Origin of the sequence: Streptomyces coryli, assembly GCF_011044975.1 — a bacterium.
Classification (GTDB): Bacteria; Actinomycetota; Actinomycetes; order Streptomycetales; family Streptomycetaceae; genus Streptomyces; species Streptomyces coryli.
In genome coordinates, this window is sequence record NZ_JAAKZV010000028.1 from 1 (window position 1) to 17,683 (window position 17,683).

Here is a 17,683-nt window from a genome sequence, read left to right on the forward strand (position 1 = left end):
CCCCACCACCGCCCGTACAACTCGATCTCGGCCTCGTGGCTGTCGACGGTCTGCAGCATCAGCGCTACGGACCGGGGCGCCAGCTCGGACTCGATGCCGCCGATCAGCTCCATGAAGAACGGCTCGACGCTCAGCGTCCGCGCCGGCCGGCAGACGGCCAGGCCGACCGCCCGCGCCTGCTTGCCGTTGAGCGCGCGGGCGGCGCTGCTGGGGCGCCAGCCGACCTCCTCGGCGATGGCCTTGATCCGCAGCCGGGTCTCGTCGGAGACGCCGGGCCGGCCATTGAGGGCGTACGACACCGCGACCTTGGAGACGCCCGCTTTACGGGCTATGTCCCCGATCGTCGGTCGCTTCATCGTGCGCCTCCCGCCGGCCCGTTCCGTACCCCCGGCGGCCGACTTTACCGGCGGCCGCCGGGGATCCGGACCTGCGGTTCAACGGGTTCAGCCGAAGACGCTGGCCTCCTTGGCGGTGGCCTTGATGCCGTCGGCGCCGTCGAAGAGGCGCTTGCCCCAGTCGGTCATCTGGTTCGCGTCGAAGCCCTGCACCAGGTCGAGGTACTCCACCCCGCCGCCGTTGCCGCTCCAGGACCAGCCCATGTAGCCGAGGTCCAGGGACTGGGTCGTCTTCATGATGGCGTCCTCGTCCGGGTCGCCGTCGGAGTGCTTGTTGCCGAACTCGGCGACGGTGATCGGGAGCTTCGCGTCGACGAAGGTGTTGAGATAGTCGCTGACCTCGGCCGGGGTGTCGTAGACGCCGTACATGTGGACGTCGAAGAGCGTGTTCTTGTCCGGGTCGGCGGCGAAGACGTCGGCGGCGTTGTCGCGCATGGTGAAGGTCCAGTCCTGGCCCCAGTTGGGCGCGTCCACGACCAGGGTGTGGTCGAAGCCGGCCTCGCGCAGGCGGCCGATGGCGGACGTGGTGTCGTTGGTCCAGGCGGCGTAAGTGCTGTTGCCGTGCGGCTCGTTGCCGATGTTGACCATGACGTACTTCTCCTGGCCGACGACGGCGTCCTTGATGCCGACCCAGTAGTCGACGGCCTTGTCCAGCGACACCGCCGCGCCCGCCTCGCCGTAGCCGGTGGTGTCGTGCGCCTCGAGGACGCAGATCAGCTTGTTCTGCTTGCACTGGTCGACGACGTGGGAGACGTCGGCGGCATCGTTCTTCGTCCATTGGTCGCCGGTGCTCAGCACCACGCGCACGGAGTTGGCGCCGGCGGCCTTGATGTCCTTGAGCGCCTGGTCGGTCTTGTCGGGGTACCAGGTGTGGGCGTGATTGACGCCGCGCAGGACGAACTCCTGGTTGTTGGCGTCGAGCAGCCGGCCGTCCTGAATGTGGAAGCCGGGCGTCTCGGCCCCTTGGGCGGCGGGGAAGCCGGCCCAGAGGGTCGTACAGGCGGCGAGGACTGCGCCTGCCAGTAATGCGGCTCGCGATCTCTTCATCTGCTGCTCCTGGTGTGGGGGTCACTTACTAAACCGGGAAAGTGCCGTTCAGGGCGAGCTGAATCGCTGCCTCTACGCGGCAACGGGCATGAAGGTAGGGGGTATTGAGCCGCAGGGCAAGAGAAGGTACGGAACCGGTTAAGCGCTACCCCAGCTGGGCCAGGAGCCGCGCCCTGCCCGACCGGCTCAGCCAGGTGTCGAAGTCCATGAGGCCGGGGAAGGCCTTGCGTACGGGGGCGAGGTCGATGTCGTAGAAGGTGTCGTTCGCCCAGGTCATCACCTTCGCGACCGCCGGGGCGTGCTCCCACAGCAGCTCGAGCGGTATCCGTGCGTGGGGGATGGTGCGGTCTGCGGCCTTGCCCAGCGCGGCGGCGATCTGCGGGGCGGTCAGCCGGTCGCCGGCGATCTCCATGGTCCGGCCCAGGTACGTGTCCGGATCCGCGAAGGCCAGCGCGGCGAAGGCGCCGACGTCGTCGATCGCGATGAGCTTCATGACCATCTCGTCGTGCCAGGGCACGTTGAGCGAGCCGTTCTGGAAGAACCGCTCCGGGCTGGTGAAGTCCTCCATGAACCCCGCGGGGCGCAGGATCGTCGCGGGCACGCCCAGCTCGTGGATGTGCTGCTCGATCCGCCACTTGTCGATGGCGCCCCAGCCGCGCTCGACGTAGAAGCGGTTCTGCTGCTCCATGCCGCCGACCGAGGAGTACACCAGGTGCCGCACGCCCGCGGCCTTGGCGGCGTCCGCGACGTTCGTTCCCTGGGTGATCTCGTCGGGGTTGTCGGACTGAACGCTGTAGACGCCGTACGCGCCGCGCATCGCCTCGTCGAGGGAGGCCCGGTCGTCGAGGTTGCCGCGGACGAGCTCGGCGCCGGCGGAGGCGAGTTGGGCGGCGGCCGGTGCCGTCTCGTCGCGGACGAGAGCACGGACGCGCCAGCCTCCGGCGAGCAGGTGGCGGGCGGTCGCGCCGCCCTGGTTCCCGGTGGCGCCGATGACGAGAACGGTCTTGTCGTGCGTGTCCATGGCAGTCTCCTACGTCTCGAAGAGCTAGCTTGCACTCGATGCGAGTTTGCATCGAATGCAAGTTGGCTGTCAATGCGCTAATCTGTGCGCCATGGCCGGACCCGGACAACACAGCACCTCACAGCCCTCCTTGCGCGAACGAAAGCAGGCGCGCACCCGCCAGGCGCTGATCGAAGCGGCGGTGGAACTTTTCGAGCGTCAGGGGTACGACGAGACGACCGTCGCGGAGATCGCGGCGGCGGCGGAGATCGGCACCCGGACGTTCTTCGGGTACTTCGCCGGTAAGGAGGACATCCTCTTCCCCGACAGCGACGCGAGATCCCGGGCCACGATCGCGGCGATCGCCGACCGCGATCCCGCCGAGGGCCCGGTGGACGTACTGCTGCGGGCTCTCGACACCATCGCCGAGAGCGACGCCGACATGGTGAGCCCCATGGCCGCCGTCCGGATGCGGCTGTTCCATACCGTCCCGGCGGTGCGCGGCAAGGCGCTCCAGGTTCAGCTCGCCGCTCAGCGGGAGATCGCCCGCGAACTGCACAAGGCCTTCCCCGGTGAACTGGACCAGGTGACCGCGGCAGCCCTGGCCGGGGCCTTGACGGGGGCCGTCAGCGGCGCACTTGATGTACTCCTGGGCGAGCAGGGCGCGGAGCACGCGGACCCGGCCCAGCTGCAGGCACAGGTGCGGCAGGCGACGGAACGGGCACTGCGGCCGTGGCGGCAGGCCGCCGGGGAGTAGTCAGGCAGCCGGCGCGTAGTCCGGGAGCAGGCGGAGGCCCTTGGCCCGGGAGCGGCGTTCGACCGCACCGAGCGCCTTCATCAGCTGGAGGCGGGCGAAGAGGTCGCGCAGCCACCGGCCGCCGGCGGTCTTCGGGATCATCACGCGGGCATTGGGGCCGATCTGCTGCTTCTTGTCGACCAGCGGGCGCAGGGCGGCGTCGTAGCGGGCGAAGGCTACGCGGTGATCGCCGCCGGCGGCCGCGAGTTCCCCGGCGAGACGGTAGGCGCCCACCAGGGCGAGCTCGGCGCCCGCGCCGGAGGCGGGTGATGCGCACCAGGCGGCGTCACCGACGAGCGAGACCCGTCCGCTGGACCACGAATCCATCCGGACCTGGCCCAGGGCGTCGAAGTAGAACTCCGGGTCGGCCAGCGCCGATTCGAGCAGTTCCCGGGTCCGCCAGGACGTGTCGTCGGCGAACCGCTCACCGATCAGGCGCTTGTGCTCGGTGATGTCGCGGTGGTCGTAGTCGAGAGGCGCGGAGCGGAACATGAAGTACGCCTTGGCCCGGGCGTGGTTGCCGGAGCGATAGATCCCGGTCATCGTGCCCGGGGTGTTGAACATCGTCACCCACCGGTCCTCGCCGAGCGAAGGGTCGCTGTCGGCGAAGGCGAAGTAGTGGTCCTTGAAGTCGATGAACTGCGCTTCGGGGCCGAAGGCGAGCCGGCGGACGTTGGAGTGCATGCCGTCCGCGCCGATGACCAGGTCGAAGCTGCGGGTGGGGGCGTGCTCGAAGGTGACCGTCACGCCGTCGTCGTCCTGCGTCAGGTCGCGGATGGAGTCGCCGAAGAGGTAGTCGACGTCGGTCACTTCGTGCAGCAGCGCGACCAGATCGCCGCGCATGATCTCGGTGGCGGCGGGGTCCCGGGTGTCGATGCGGGCGACGGCTCGGCCGGCGGTGTCGACGAACTTCATGCCCTGGACGTCGGCGGCGAGTTCGCGGATCCGCGGCAGGATCCCCATCCGTTCGGTGACCTCGACGGCCTGGTCCCGCACGTCCACCCCGTTGCCTCCGCTGCGCAGGCCGGGCGCCCGCTCGACCACGGTGGGCTGGAAGCCGTACCGGGCCAGCCAGTGCGCCAGGGTCAGGCCGGCGATGCTGGCGCCCGAGATCAGGATGCGCTGGTTCATGGAGCTCTCCCTCGCGGTAAGCTAACTGAAATGCACGTTCCAGTTGATTATGTGGAAGGAGCGTTTCAGTTGTCAACGCCCGAGGAGAACCCACGCGGCCGCAGGGCGGACGCCGTACGCAACCGGCAGCTCGCCCTTCATGCGGCCACCCAGCTGCTGGCCGAGCCGGGCGGCACCCTCACGGTCGAGGCCATCGCGAAGAAGGCCGGCCTGGGGGCCGCGACCGTGGTGCGGGCCTTCGGGGGCAAGGAGGCCCTGCTCGACGCCGCGGTTGCAGGCCTGCTCGCACCGCTGGTCGAGCGCGCCCGGCAGTTGCTGGAGCAGACCGCACCGGAGCAGGCGCTACGAACCTTCCTGGCCGAGCTGATCGCGTTCCAGTCCGCGCACCACGCCATCAGCCGCCAGCTCGACGGCCTGGAGGCGCCCGCCACGACGGCCCTGCGCCAACAACTGGCCGAAGCCATGGAGGAGATGATCGTCGGGGCGCGCCGGGACGGCGCGATCCGCACCGATCTCGACACTGCCGTTCTCGTCACCCTCGTCGGCCGGACGGCCTTCGCGATCGCGCAGGATCAGCCCGCGTCCGAGGGGATCGTGCATGCCTACCTCGCCGTCCTGATGGACGGGCTCCGCCCCCAATAGCCCGGCCCCGGCGGCGAAAAGGGTCGCACCCCCTGACTGTCAGCCGCGGCGCGGCACGACCACCGGGGAGTCGTCGCCCGGGGCGCGGAGGATGTCGGCCTCGATGCCGTAGAGCTCCTTCACCAGCTCCGAGCTGACGACCTCTCGCGCCGGGCCCTGGGCCACCACCCGGCCGTCGTTCATCGCGACCAGAGTGTCGGCGTAGCGGGCCGCGGCCGCCAGGTCGTGGAGGACCATCAGGACCGTACGGCCGCCTGCCGCCACCTCGCGGACCAGCTCCAGCACCTCCACGCCGTGGCCCAAGTCCAAGGCGCTCGTGGGCTCGTCCAGCAGCACCACCGGGGTCTCCTGCGCCAGCACCATCGCCAGCCAGCAGCGCTGCCGCTGGCCGCCCGAGAGCTGGTCCAGTCGCCGTCCGGCCAACTCCGCGGTGCCGGTGGCCTCCAGCGCCGATCGCACCGCGCGCTCGTCCTCGCGCGACCACTGGCGGAAGAGGCCCTGGTGCGGGTGGCGGCCGTAGCGTACGAGACCGGCCACCGTCACGGCCTCAGGGGCCTGCGGGGACTGCGGCAGCAGCGCGATGCGGTGGGCCGCGCGGCGGCGGGTGAGCTGCCAGACGTCCGCGTCGCCGGCCCGTACCGTGCCCGAATCGGGCTTGTGCAGGCGGGCGATGGCGCGCAGCAGCGTGGACTTGCCGCAGCCGTTGGGGCCGACGATGGCGGTCACCTCGCCGGCGGGGAGCTCCAGGTCGACGCCGGCGACGGCGGTGCGGCCCGGGTAGCCGGCCGTGAGGGCCTCGACAGTCAGGCCGAGGCCGGTCGCCGGGGAGGCCGCCACATCGGTCGTCGTCTTGGTCATCGTCAAGATTCTGCACCCGTCTTGTTGGAGCCGAACAGGACCCACAGCAGGAACGGGCCACCCAGCACGCTGGTGACCACCCCCACCGGGATCTCCACCGGGGCGATCACACGCCCCAGCGCATCCGCCGCCGCGATCAATGCGGCGCCGGTGAGGGCCGAGCCGAGCACCGGGACCCGGGCCGGCCCGGTGAGCCGCGCCGCGATCACCGGGGCGGCCAGCGCGACGAAGGCGATCGGGCCCGCGATGCCGACCGCCACCCCCGCGAGCGCCACCGCGAGCGCGAGGGAGCAGGCGCGGACGAGGCGGACGTTGACGCCGAGGGCGGAGCCCATGTCGTCGTCGAAGCGCAGCATCTGCAGCCGGTTGCCGGCCACCAGCGCCAGCGGGACCAGGATGAGGAGGATGAGCGCCAGCGGGGTGCCGACGCCCCAGTCGCGGCCGTTGAGGCTGCCGACGGTCCAGAGGAAGACGCCGCCCGCGGTGTTGTCGTTCTCCCGCGACATCACCAGGTCGGTGATGGCGCCGATCAGTGTCGATACGCCGATGCCTACCACCAGCACCCGGTAGCCGCGGTGGCCCGCGCCGCCCGCGCACAGCACCACCAGCACCGCCGCGCCGATGGCGCCGAGCGGGCCGAGCCACCAGTCGCCGATCATGCCGGTCGAGGAGCCGACGACCGAGGCGACGACCGCCGCGGTGGCGCCGTCGTTGACGCCGATGATGTCGGGGGTGGCGAGGCGGTTGCCGGCGAGGGTCTGGGTCAGACACCCGGCGATGCCGAGCGCGGCGCCGACCAGCAGGCCGACGGCGATACGGGGCAGCCGGAAGTCGCGGACCAGCATCACGGTCGCCGAGTCGCCGGTGCCGAGCAGCCCGGCGACGGTGTCGGAGAACGGCATCGAGGTGGAGCTGGCGAAGGCGGCCAGCGCCGTCACCAGCGCGATGACGAGGCTGAGCGCGACCGCGATCAGCGCGCTGCGGCGCGGGAAGAGATAGGAGAGCGTGCCGGCCCGTACGACGGTGCTGTCCGGCGGCGTCACATCGGTGGTCTTGACCGCGTCAGTTGTTTTGTCTGTCATGTCTCTTACGCCGCCCCCGCCGTCGACATCCGCGACGACCGCGCGATCCAGATCAGCAGCGGACCGCCGACGAGCGCCAGCAGCACGCTGACCGGGGTCTCCCATGGCCGGATCACCACCCGCGCGAGGACATCCGCGACGATCATCACGTTCGCGGCGATAAGTCCCGACAGCACCAACTGCCCGGCCATCCGCGGCCCGGTGACCGTCCGCGCCGCGTACGGCGCCAGCAGCCCGAGGAACGCGATCGGCCCGGCGAGCGCCACCGCGGACCCGGCGAGCAGCGTCACCGCGCCCGCCACCGCGAACCGCACCCGCGTCGGCCGGTGCCCGAGCGCGCGGGCGCCGTCGTCGCCGAGCGCCAGCGCGGACAGCGGGCGGACGCAGGCGAAGGCGACGAGCAGCCCGACGGCGATCAGCGGCAGCAGCGGATACGTATCGGAGGTCTCGATCCCGGCGAGGGACCCGATCGTCCAGTAGCGGAACGTATCGAAGGTCGACTGGGTGCTGAGGAGGACGTACGAGGTCAGCCCGTGGAAGGTGGCGCCGAGCGCCGAGCCGGCCAGGACCAGTCGCAGCGGTGACCCGGCGGCCCGGCCGGTGGCCGCGAGCAGCAGCACCACCGAGCTGGCCGCCATGCCGCCGACCAGCGCCCAGAGCAGCATCGCGAAGGGCGATTTCACGCCGAAGTAGGTGAGGCCGAGGACGACGCCGAAGGCCGCGCCGTTGTTCACGCCGAGCAGTCCGGTCTCGGCGAGGGGGTTGCGGGTGACGGCCTGCAGCAGGCAGCCGGCGACGCCGAGGCTGACCCCCACCATGACGGCGGCGATGGTGCGCGGCAGCCGTACGTCCACCACCGCGAGCCGCAATTGCGCGTCGGCGCGGGCGGCGGGGTCGCCGAGGAGGTAGTCCCAGGCGCGGGCGAACGGGGAGGAGCCGGTGCCGATGAGGAGCGACAGGATCACCAGGACACCCAGCAGGGCGGTCAGTGCCAGCGCCGCCCAGAGGGTCGGGCGGTGGGCCTTCGCCGCGGCCGGTATCGGGGGGTCGGAACCGGCCCCGGGGGCCGCCTCCTCTTGCGCAACCAACATGAGGTTAGCCTAACCTAAGCTCGGTTCGGGGCTCCCGAGGGTGTCCGCACCCAGACCTTTACGGGTCTATTCGGCATGCCCGGAACCGGCCGAACGATCTTATCCACCCTCGAACTTGATGTCCGGAGAAGAACACATGTCGATGACCCGCCGCCCGCAGCGCTCCAGATTCGCCGCCGCTACGGCCCTGACCGCAGCCTCCGTGCTGGTACTTGCCGCCTGCGGCTCCGGGGACGACTCGTCCTCCGACTCCGGCAACGCGGCCGCCGAGGCCAAGAAGGTCTCCGTCACCGACGCCACCGGCAAGAAGGTCGAGGTGCCGGCCGCCCCGAAGAAGGTCATCGCGCTCAGCGAGATGGACCTCGACTCCTCCCTCGCCCTCGGCGTGAAGCCGGTCGGCCTGACCGCGGGCCGCGGCCAGAAGGGCGCGCCCGAGTACCTGGCCGACAAGGCGAAGGGCATACCCGTGGTCGGCGCCGTCACCGGGCCCGACATCGAGAAGGTCGTCCAGGCCAAGCCGGACGTCATCCTCGCCGGGCAGCTCGCCGACCAGCAGGTGCTCAAGCAGCTGCAGGAGGTGGCGCCGACCGTCGTCACCATCGACCGCAAGAAGGACTGGAAGAAGGCCCTCACCCTGACGGGCCAGGTGCTCGGGAAGTCCGGCGAGGCGAAGACCTTCCTCGCCGACTACGACACCAAGGTCGCCGAGGTGAAGAAGTCCCTCGGTGACAACGCCGGCGCCGACGTCTCCGTCGCCCGCTACTCCGCCAAGGGCACCGCCGTCATGCAGCAGGGCGTCTTCATCTCCGACGTCCTGAAGGACATGGGCTTCAAGCGCCCCGGCATCCAGAACAAGCCGGGCCAGGGCCACTCCACCCCGCTCAGCGACGAGGACCTGAAGCAGATCGACGCCGACTGGCTCTTCATCGGCACCCTCGCCTCCACCGGCAAGGACGCCTCGCTCTTCAAGGAGCTCAAGAGCAAGCCCGCATACAAGCAGCTGAGCGCGGTCAAGGACGGCCACACCACCGAGATCGACGGCTCGAAGTGGACCAGCCTCGGCGGCGCGCTCGCCTCCGTCTCCGTGCTCGACGACATCGAGAAGGCCATGGGGGACAAGTGACCGCAGCCGACGGTCTCTCGGGCAGGACCGCGCTGGTCACCGGCGCAGGCCAGGGCATCGGCGAGGCCGTCGCCCGCGCGTTCGCACAAGCGGGCGCGCGGGTGGTGGCCGCGGACCTCGCCCCTGCCGGGGTGAAGGCGCTGGCGGAGGAGTACGGAGAGTCGCGGGTGACCGCCCGTACCGTCGACGTCGCCGACGCGGCGGCCGTCGAGGAGCTGCTCACGGAGGTCGAGCGCACGCTCGGCCCGCTGGACATCCTCGTCAACGTGGCCGGGGTGCTGCGGCCCGCGCAGGTCGCGGAGCTCACGGACGCGGACTGGTCGCGCACCTTCGCGGTCAACACGACGGGCGTGATGAATACGTCCCGCGCGGCCTCGCGCCGGATGGTCGCGCGCGGCGCCGGGAGCATCGTGACGGTCGGCTCGAACGCGGCGGGCGTACCGCGGACGGGGATGGCGGCGTATGCCGCCTCGAAGGCCGCGGCGACGATGTTCACCAAGTGCCTCGGCCTGGAGATCGCCCGGAGCGGCGTGCGCTGCAATGTCGTCTCGCCCGGCTCGACGGACACCGCGATGCAGCGGCAGCTGTGGGACGGCGACGAGGTCCCGCGCGGCGTGATCGAGGGCGACCCGGAGTCGTATCGCACCGGGATTCCGCTGGGGCGGATCGCCGCCCCGGCGGATGTCGCCGAGGCGGTCGTCTTCCTGGCATCGGACCGGGCCCGGCACATCACGATGCACGACTTGTACGTGGACGGCGGCGCCACGCTGCGCGCTTGATCGAGCTGAGGCTGCGGGCAGGCGTCCCGCACGGCGGGTCCCGTCCGACCGAGGCCGGACCGCACCCGGCCGCCCGACCCGAGCCGCGACCGACGGCGCCGCAGGCCTGAGCGACTCGGCACCCGCTGACCACCCCCCACCTCCGGTGCATCGCACCGCGTGACGAACGGAGTTTCACGTGACCACCGCCCACGAGGTGCCCGCGCCGGCCGGCGCGCTCGGTGCCGTCGGGACCGCCACCTCGCTGCTGGAGGGGTACTCGCCCGGCGACAGCCGGTTCTTCGCCTCTCCGACGCGGACGCTGCTCGCGCACGGCGTACGGGACGAAGTGCCGCACGACGAGCGGCCGTTGGCCGAGCGCGTACGGGTCACGCTGGAAGCGCAACAGGCCCTCGGGGACCGGGACCCCGTGGTCGTCGGCTCCGTCCCCTTCGATCACGGCGCGCCCGCCGCGCTCGCCGTGCCGCAGGCGATCAGCTGGGCGCCCGCCCTGCGCGCCGACCCGCTCATCGCGCTGCCCGCCCCCGCCGCCGGGGGGACGGCGGGCTGGCGGCGGCGCGAGGTGCCGGCCGCGAGCGTCTACGGTGACTCCGTCGCCACAGCCGTAAAGCGCATGCAGGCAGGCGAGTTCGACAAGGTCGTCCTCGCCCGCACCCTGGAGCTCGAGCGCAACGCCCCCCTCGACCTCCCGGCGATGCTGCAGCGCCTCGCCCGCCGCGACCCCGAGGGCTACACCTTCGCGATGCCGACCGGCCCGGGCCGCACCCTCCTCGGCGCCAGCCCCGAGCTGCTGGTCTCCAGACGCGGCGACGCCGTCGTCGCCAACCCGCTGGCCGGCTCCACCCCGCGCAGCGCCGACCTCGCCGAGGACGTCCGCCGCGCCGCCGCGCTGCTGGAGTCCGCGAAGGACCTGCACGAACACGCCGTCGTCGTCGCCGCCGTGCGGGCCGCCCTCGCCCCGTACTGCGACCGCCTCGACGTCCCCGAGCGCCCCACGCTCGTCCGCACCGCCACCATGTGGCACCTCTCCACCACCGTCACCGGCGAGCTGCGGCAACCGGCCGCCTCCGCCCTGGAACTGGCCTGCGCCCTGCACCCCACCCCGGCCGTCTGCGGCACGCCGACCAAGGTCGCCCGCGATGTCATCGACGAGCTGGAGCCCTTCGACCGCGGCCACTACACCGGCATCGTCGGCTGGGGCAACGCTCAAGGCGACGGCGAGTGGGTAGTGACCATCCGGTGCGCGGAGGCTGCAGAGCGGCGGCTGCGGCTGTACGCGGGCGCCGGGGTCGTCGCCGCGTCCACGCCGGCGGCCGAGACCGCGGAGACGGCCGCCAAGTTCCGCACGTTCCTGGACGCCGTGGGGGGAAACGATGACTGACGCACCGCTCTGGCCGGACGAGTTCGCCGAGCGCTACCGGGCCGCCGGCTACTGGCGCGGCGAGACCTTCGGGCGGATGCTCCGCGACCGGGCCGCCGCCCATCCCGACCGCACCGCCGTCGTCGACGGCGACCGGCGCTGGTCGTACGGGGAGCTCGACACCCGAGCCGACCGGCTCGCCGCCGGGTACGCCGCCCGCGGCGTGCGTAAGGGCGACCGGGTCGTCGTGCAACTGCCCAACGTCGCCGAGTTCTTCGAGGTCATCTTCGCGCTCTTCCGGATCGGCGCGCTGCCGGTCTTCGCGCTGCCCGCGCACCGGGAGACGGAGATCCGGTACTTCTGCGAGTTCACCGAGGCGGTCGCGTACGTCTTCCCGGCCGAACCGGTCGCGGGTTTCGACTACCGCAAGCTGGCGGCGGACGTGCAGGCCCAGGTGCCCACCCTGCGGCACATCTGGACCGCCGGTGACCCGGACCTCCCCGCCGACTCCGCCACCGCGGAGGTCGACGTACCCGCCCCCGGCGACCTCGCCTTCCTCCAGCTCTCCGGCGGCTCCACCGGCGTCCCGAAGCTGATCCCGCGCACCCACGACGACTACATCTACTCGCTCTGGGGCTCCAACGAGCTCTGCGGCGTCGACGCCGACTCCGTCTACCTCGTCGCGCTGCCCGCCGCGCACAACTTCCCGCTCAGCTCTCCCGGTTCGCTCGGCGTGCTGTACGCGGGCGGCCGCGTCGTGATGTGCCCGCAGCCGGACCCGGAGACCGCCTTCCCGCTGATCGAGAAGGAGGGCGTCACCATCACCGGGCTCGTGCCGCCGCTCGCCCTGGTCTGGACGGAGGCGGGCCCGGCCACCTCGTACGACCTGAGCAGCCTCGATGTGCTGCTGGTCGGCGGCGCGAAGTTCAGCGAGGAGGCGGCCCGCCGGGTCACGCCTGCGCTCGGCTGCACGCTGCAGCAGGTCTTCGGGATGGCCGAGGGCCTGGTGAACTACACCCGGCTCGACGACCCGGTCGAGACGATCGTCACCACCCAGGGGCGGCCGATCTCCCCGGACGACGAGATCCGGATCGTCGACGACCACGACGTGCAGGTCGCCCCCGGCGAGACCGGGCACCTCCTCACCCGCGGCCCGTACACGATCCGCGGCTACTGGCGGGCGCCGGACCACAACAAGCGGTCCTTCACCGAGGACGGCTTCTACCGCACCGGTGACGTGGTGCGGATGACGGAGACCGGGCACCTCGTCGTCGAGGGCCGGGCGAAGGACCAGATCAACCGCGGCGGCGAGAAGATCGCCCCCGAGGAGGTCGAGAACGTCATCCTCGCCCACCCCGCCGTCCACGACGTGTCGGTGGTCGCCATCCCCGACGAGTACCTCGGCGAGCGCACCCTCGCGTACGTGATCGTCCGCGACGGCGCCGAGCAGCCCAAGCCCGTAGCCATCAAGAAGCATGTGCGCGAGCGCGGTCTCGCCGCCTACAAGGTCCCGGACAAGGTCGAGTTCGTGACCGCCTTCCCGCAGACCGGCGTCGGCAAGGTCAGCAAGAAGGACCTGCGCGCAGCGTCCGAAGCCGCCGCCGAGCCCCACCGAAAGGCCTGAACCACCATGGCCCTGCCCGCCATAGCCCCGTATCCGATGCCCACCGCGGCCGAACTGCCCGCGAACCGCGTCGACTGGACGGTCGACCCCGACCGCGCCGTGCTGCTCGTGCACGACCTGCAGAACTACTTCATCGGCGCCTTCACCCCGGGCACCGCGCCCCTCGACCCGCTGCTCGGCAACGTCGGCCTCCTCACCAAGGAGGCCCGCCGGATCGGCATCCCGGTCGTCTACTCGGTGCAGCCCGGCGGCCAGACCCCCACCCAGCGCGGACTGCAGCAGGACTTCTGGGGCCCGGGCCTCCCGGCCGGCGACCAGCCGAAGGCGGTGCCGGACGACATCGCGCCGGAGCCGGGCGACCACGTGCTCACCAAGTGGAAGTACAGCGCGTTCGTCCGCACCCGCCTCGCCACGAAGCTGCGTGAACTCGGCCGCGACCAGCTGGTGATCGCCGGTGTCTACGCGCACATCGGCGTCATGATGACCGCGTGTGATGCCTGGATGCAGGACATCCAGGCCTTCGTGGTCGCCGACGCCGTCGCCGACTTCTCCCGCGAGGACCACGACATGGCCCTGAAGTGGGCCGCGGGCCGCTGCGCCGTCGTCACCACCACCGCCTCGCTGCTGAAGGGAGACTGAGCCGCCATGCCGCTGACCGTGGAGCAGATCCGCGCGGACGTCGCCGACGTGCTCGGCGAGGAGCCGGACGACATACCCGTCGACGAGAACCTCGTCGACTACGGCCTCGACTCCGTCCGCATCATGTCCCTGCTGGAGCGCTGGCGCCGCGACCACGGCGTCGAGGCCAGCTTCGCCGACCTGGCCGAACAGCCGGCGGTGGAGGCGTGGGCGCCGATGCTGGGGGCGGCCGCGTGACCACCCTCGCAGAGCCGGCGGCCCACGAACTCCCGCTCACCGCCGCCCAGTCGGGCATGTGGTACGCCCAGGCCCTGGACCCGGAGAGCCCGGCGCAGAACACCGCCGAGTATCTGGAGATCCACGCCGCCGTCGACCCGCACGCCTTCGGCGAGGCGCTGCGGCGGGTGGCGGCGGAGGCGGACGCGCTGCGGGTGCGGATCGCGGACGGCCCTGACGGGCCGCGGCAGTGGTACGCGGCGCCGGCCGCCTTCCCGCTGGAGGTGCTCGACCTGGCCGAGGACGCGGCGCTCGCCTGGATGCGCGCCGACCTCGCCCGCCCCTTCGACCTCGCCGCCGAGCCGCCGTTCCGGCACGCGCTGATCCGGGTGGGGGAGCGGCGCTGGTTCTGGTATCAGCGGGTGCACCACATCGTCATGGACGGCTACGGCTATTCGCTGCTGGCCCGCCGCACCGCCGAGGCCTACACGGCACTTGCCGCCGGCGCCGACCCCGGCCCGTCGCCGTTCGGCTCGCTCGCGGACCTCGTCGCCGAGGACGCCGCGTACCGCGCCTCCGACGCCTTCGCGGCCGACCGCGAGCACTGGGCCGCGGCCTTCGCCGACCACCCCGAGGTGATCACGCTCGCCGGCCGCACCGCCCTGCCGTCCCGCACCTTCCTGCGCCGCTCCGCGCACCTGGACCCGGAGGCGACGGACAAGCTCAAGGCGGTGGCCGGCTCCGTCCGCGCCACCTGGCCCGAAGTCCTCATCGCCGCCCAGGCGTTGTACGTATCACGGGCCACCCGCACCACCGACGTCGTCCTCGGCCTGCCGATGATGGGCCGCATGGGCTCCGCCGCCCTGCGCATCCCCGGCATGGTCATGAACGTCCTGCCGCTGCGCCTGACCGTCACCCCCGACGCCACCTTCGCCGAGCTCACCCGCCAGGTCGTCCTCGGCATCCGCGCCGCCCGCAAGCACCAGCGCTACCGCTACGAGGACATCCGGCGCGACCTCGGCCTGCTGGGGGAGGGGAGGGCGCTGACGGGGCCGCTGGTGAATGTCATGCCCTTCGACTACGACCTCACCTTCGCCGGCGCCCGCGCCGATGCCCACAACCTGTCCGCCGGCCCGGTCGAGGACTTGACGGTCAACGTCTACGACCGCACCGACGGCCGCGGCCTGCGCATCGACTACGACGTCAACCCGGCGCTGTACGCCGACGCCGAGGTGGCCGCGCACCAGGAGCGCTTCCTCGACCTGCTCGGCCGCCTGGCCGTCGCCGACCCGCACGCTCGTCTTTCGGAGCACGGCATCGCGACGGAGCTGGAACGGGCGGAGGTGCTGCTGAAGTTCAACGACACCGCCCGCCCGGTGCCGCCCACCACCCTCGTCGGCCCGATCGAGGCCCGGGCGATGCGCACACCACACGCCACGGCGGTGGTGCACGGCCTCGACGCCCTCACCTACGCCCAGCTCGACGCCCGCGCCAATCAGCTCGCCCGGCATCTGGCGACTCTGGGCGTACGCCCCGGAGCCCTGGCCGCGGTCGCCGTGCCGCGCTCGCTCGACCTGGTGGTCACGCTGCTCGCGGTGCTCAAGGCGGGCGGCGCGTATCTGCCGCTCGACCCGGACTATCCGGCGGCGCGGCTGGCGTACATGCTCGAGGACGCCGCGCCCGCGTGCGTCATCACGGACGTGGCGGACCGGCTGCCGGACACCGCCGGCGTGCCGCAGGTGGTCCTGGACGGCCTCGACCTGAGCGCGTATCTGACGATCAACCCGCCGCGCGCGCTGACTCCGCAGCACCCGGCGTACGTCATCTACACCTCCGGCTCGACCGGCCGCCCGAAGGGCGTGGTCGTCCCGCATTCGGCGATCGACAACCGGCTGCGGTGGATGCAGGCGGAGTACGGCCTGGAGCCGTCCGACCGGGTGCTGCAGAAGACTCCGTCGGGCTTCGACGTCTCCGTGTGGGAGTTCTTCTGGCCGCTGCGCGAAGGCGCGACGCTGGTCGTCGCGGACCCGGGCGGGCACCAGGACCCGGACTATCTGGCCCGTACGATCCGCGAACAGGCCATCACCACCTGCCACTTCGTGCCGTCGATGCTGCAGGTCTTCCTGGGCGCGGCGGAGGCTGCCGGGGCCGCGGGGCCGCTGCGCCGGGTCTTCTGCAGCGGTGAGGCGCTGCCGCGGGAGACGGCGGCGGACTTCCACCGGGTGCTCCCCGGGGTACCGCTGCACAATCTCTACGGCCCGACCGAGGCGGCGGTGGACGTCACGTACCACGCCTGTGAGCCGGGGTCTTCGGGCCCGGTGCCGATCGGCCGGCCGGTCTGGAACACCCGCCTGTACGTCCTCGACGAGGCGGGGCAGCCCTGCCCGCCCGGGGTGCCCGGCGAGCTGTACCTCGCGGGCGCGCAGCTGGCGGACGGCTACCTCGGGCGGCCCGAGCTGACGGACGAGCGCTTCGTGCCCGATCCGTACGGGCCCCTCGGCACCCGCATGTACCGCACCGGTGACCTGGCACGGTGGACGGCGGACGGCGAGGTCGAGTACCTCGGCCGCACCGACCACCAGGTGAAGCTGCGCGGCCTGCGCATCGAACTGGGCGAGATCGAGGCGGCGCTGGCCGCCGACGACACCGTCAACGGAGCGGGTGTGCTGGTGCGCGAGGACCGGCCGGGCGACCAGCGCCTGGTCGGCTACGTCACCGGCTCCGACGCCGACCCGAAGGCGCTGCGCGAGCGCCTCGCGGCGAGGCTGCCGGAGTACATGGTGCCGGGCGCGATCGTGGTCCTCGACGCCTTCCCGCTGAGCCCGAACGGCAAGCTGGACCGCAAGGCGTTGCCCGCGCCGTCGTACGAGGGTGCTGCCGCCCGCGCGCCGCGCACGCCCCTCGAAGAGACCCTCACCCGGCTCTTCGCGGAGGCGCTCGGCCTCGACCGGGTCGGGGTGGAGGACGCGTTCTTCGACCTGGGCGGCACCTCGCTGCTCGCCGCCCGGCTGGTGACCAGGCTGCGCGAGACGCTGGGCGCGGAGCTGACGATCGGCACGCTCTTCCAGGCGCCGTCGCCCGCCGCCCTCGCCGCCCGCCTGGAGGAGGGCGGGGCCGCCGACGACGCGCTCGGGGTGCTGCTGCCGCTGCGCGCCACGGGCTCGCGCACCCCGCTGTTCGCGCTGCACCCGGCGGGCGGGCTGAGCTGGTGCTACTCGGCGCTGCTGGCGCGGCTCGACCCGGAGCAGCCGGTATACGGGCTGCAGGCGCGCGGCCTGACGGGGGTCGGTGAACTCCCGCGCACGCTGGAGGACATGGCCGCCGACTACGCCGCGCAGATCCGCTCCGTGCAGCCGCACGGCCCGTACCGGCTGCTCGGCTGGTCGGTCGGCGGCGTGGTCGCGCAGGCGGTCGCCGTGCGGCTGCGGGAGGCGGGGGAGCGGGTGGAGCTGCTGGCGCTGCTGGACGCGTACCCGTCCGATCAATGGCGCGGTCTTGCCGTACCCGTCGAGGCGGACGCGCTGCGGGCGCTGCTGCGGATGGCGGGCTTCGACCAGGAGGGCGAGCTGACCACGGAGGGCGTGCTGGCGACGCTGCGCCGCGAGGGCAGCGCGCTGGCGGGTCTGTCGCAGCGGACGCTGCGGGCGGTGCTGGACATCGTCGTGAACAACGCCCGGCTGATGCGCGAGCACGACACGCGGGTCTTCGACGGCGACGCGCTGTTCTTCACGGCGGCGGCGCCGCGGGAGGAGGACTGGCTGACCCGGAAGGCGTGGGCGCCTTACATCGGCGGGACGCTGGAGAACCACGACATCGACTGCCTGCACCAGGAGCTGACGCAGCCGGAGCGGATGGATGAGATCGCGGAGGTGCTGCGGGCGCGGCTGCGATGATTTTTTA

The 17,683-nt window shown here is 72.2% G+C and carries 16 protein-coding genes; 9 read left to right on the forward strand and 7 right to left on the reverse strand.

Annotated elements, in window-relative coordinates; genetic code table 11:
• The 3 genes from G5C51_RS09495 to G5C51_RS09505 all read right to left on the reverse strand — a co-directional run.
• A partial coding sequence (locus tag G5C51_RS09495; protein WP_165234881.1) for a LacI family DNA-binding transcriptional regulator occupies positions 1–356 on the reverse strand: 356 nt, incomplete at its 3' end.
• Between the two features lie 87 nt (positions 357–443).
• A complete protein-coding gene (locus tag G5C51_RS09500) occupies positions 444–1,442 on the reverse strand; it encodes a cellulase family glycosylhydrolase (protein ID WP_165234884.1) in 999 nt (332 codons plus the stop codon).
• A 145-nt stretch (positions 1,443–1,587) separates the two neighbouring features.
• The gene (locus tag G5C51_RS09505; RefSeq protein WP_165234887.1) at positions 1,588–2,463 is read right to left on the reverse strand and encodes an NmrA/HSCARG family protein; all 876 of its coding nucleotides are present in this window, start codon (positions 2,461–2,463) and stop codon (positions 1,588–1,590) included.
• 91 nt (positions 2,464–2,554) lie between these two features.
• On the opposite strand from G5C51_RS09505, the gene G5C51_RS09510 reads away from it, so the two are divergent.
• Complete coding sequence (locus G5C51_RS09510; protein ID WP_165234890.1) at positions 2,555–3,199, forward strand: TetR/AcrR family transcriptional regulator; 645 nt, start codon at positions 2,555–2,557, stop codon at positions 3,197–3,199.
• Here the strand turns inward: G5C51_RS09510 and G5C51_RS09515 are convergent, their stop codons facing one another.
• Positions 3,200–4,369 (reverse strand): FAD-dependent monooxygenase, encoded by a 1,170-nt coding sequence (locus tag G5C51_RS09515; RefSeq protein WP_165234893.1) that lies wholly within the window; start codon positions 4,367–4,369, stop codon positions 3,200–3,202.
• Positions 4,370–4,438: 69 nt separating this feature from the next.
• Here G5C51_RS09515 and G5C51_RS09520 point away from each other — a divergent pair, with 69 nt between their 5' ends.
• Positions 4,439–5,011, forward strand: coding sequence for a TetR/AcrR family transcriptional regulator (locus G5C51_RS09520; protein WP_165234896.1), 573 nt, complete (start codon positions 4,439–4,441; stop codon positions 5,009–5,011).
• Between the two features lie 39 nt (positions 5,012–5,050).
• Here the strand turns inward: G5C51_RS09520 and G5C51_RS09525 are convergent, their stop codons facing one another.
• From G5C51_RS09525 to G5C51_RS09535, 3 genes are read right to left on the reverse strand one after another with little or no spacing between them, the layout of a single operon-like run.
• The gene (locus G5C51_RS09525) at positions 5,051–5,869 is read right to left on the reverse strand and encodes an ABC transporter ATP-binding protein (protein ID WP_165234899.1); all 819 of its coding nucleotides are present in this window, start codon (positions 5,867–5,869) and stop codon (positions 5,051–5,053) included.
• A gap of 2 nt (positions 5,870–5,871) precedes the next feature.
• Positions 5,872–6,951 carry a FecCD family ABC transporter permease gene (locus G5C51_RS09530; protein WP_165234902.1) on the reverse strand — a complete coding sequence of 360 codons (1,080 nt, stop codon included), beginning with the start codon at positions 6,949–6,951 and terminating at the stop codon, positions 5,872–5,874.
• Between the two features lie 5 nt (positions 6,952–6,956).
• Positions 6,957–8,042, reverse strand: coding sequence for a FecCD family ABC transporter permease (locus G5C51_RS09535; protein ID WP_165234905.1), 1,086 nt, complete (start codon positions 8,040–8,042; stop codon positions 6,957–6,959).
• A gap of 118 nt (positions 8,043–8,160) precedes the next feature.
• On the opposite strand from G5C51_RS09535, the gene G5C51_RS42915 reads away from it, so the two are divergent.
• The 7 genes from G5C51_RS42915 to G5C51_RS09570 all read left to right on the forward strand — a co-directional run bounded on the left by G5C51_RS42915 (position 8,161) and on the right by G5C51_RS09570 (position 17,676).
• Positions 8,161–9,165, forward strand: a complete 1,005-nt coding sequence (locus G5C51_RS42915; RefSeq protein WP_240929513.1) for an ABC transporter substrate-binding protein — start codon at positions 8,161–8,163, stop codon at positions 9,163–9,165.
• Positions 9,162–9,944: a 2,3-dihydro-2,3-dihydroxybenzoate dehydrogenase gene (locus G5C51_RS09545; RefSeq protein ID WP_165234908.1), complete on the forward strand. Its 783-nt coding sequence runs from the start codon at positions 9,162–9,164 to the stop codon at positions 9,942–9,944. Before G5C51_RS42915 ends, G5C51_RS09545 begins: the two co-directional genes overlap by 4 nt.
• Before the next feature lie 178 nt (positions 9,945–10,122).
• Complete coding sequence (gene dhbC / locus G5C51_RS09550; protein ID WP_165234911.1) at positions 10,123–11,325, forward strand: isochorismate synthase DhbC; 1,203 nt, start codon at positions 10,123–10,125, stop codon at positions 11,323–11,325.
• Positions 11,318–12,928, forward strand: coding sequence for a (2,3-dihydroxybenzoyl)adenylate synthase (locus G5C51_RS09555; protein WP_165234914.1), 1,611 nt, complete (start codon positions 11,318–11,320; stop codon positions 12,926–12,928). Before dhbC ends, G5C51_RS09555 begins: the two co-directional genes overlap by 8 nt.
• Before the next feature lie 6 nt (positions 12,929–12,934).
• Positions 12,935–13,567 carry an isochorismatase family protein gene (locus G5C51_RS09560; RefSeq protein ID WP_165234917.1) on the forward strand — a complete coding sequence of 211 codons (633 nt, stop codon included), beginning with the start codon at positions 12,935–12,937 and terminating at the stop codon, positions 13,565–13,567.
• Positions 13,568–13,573: 6 nt separating this feature from the next.
• The gene (locus tag G5C51_RS09565; RefSeq protein WP_165234920.1) at positions 13,574–13,804 is read left to right on the forward strand and encodes a phosphopantetheine-binding protein; all 231 of its coding nucleotides are present in this window, start codon (positions 13,574–13,576) and stop codon (positions 13,802–13,804) included.
• Positions 13,801–17,676, forward strand: coding sequence for an amino acid adenylation domain-containing protein (locus G5C51_RS09570; RefSeq protein WP_338118070.1), 3,876 nt, complete (start codon positions 13,801–13,803; stop codon positions 17,674–17,676). The genes G5C51_RS09565 and G5C51_RS09570 overlap by 4 nt, the downstream gene beginning before the upstream one ends.
• Positions 17,677–17,683: the final 7 nt, after the last annotated feature.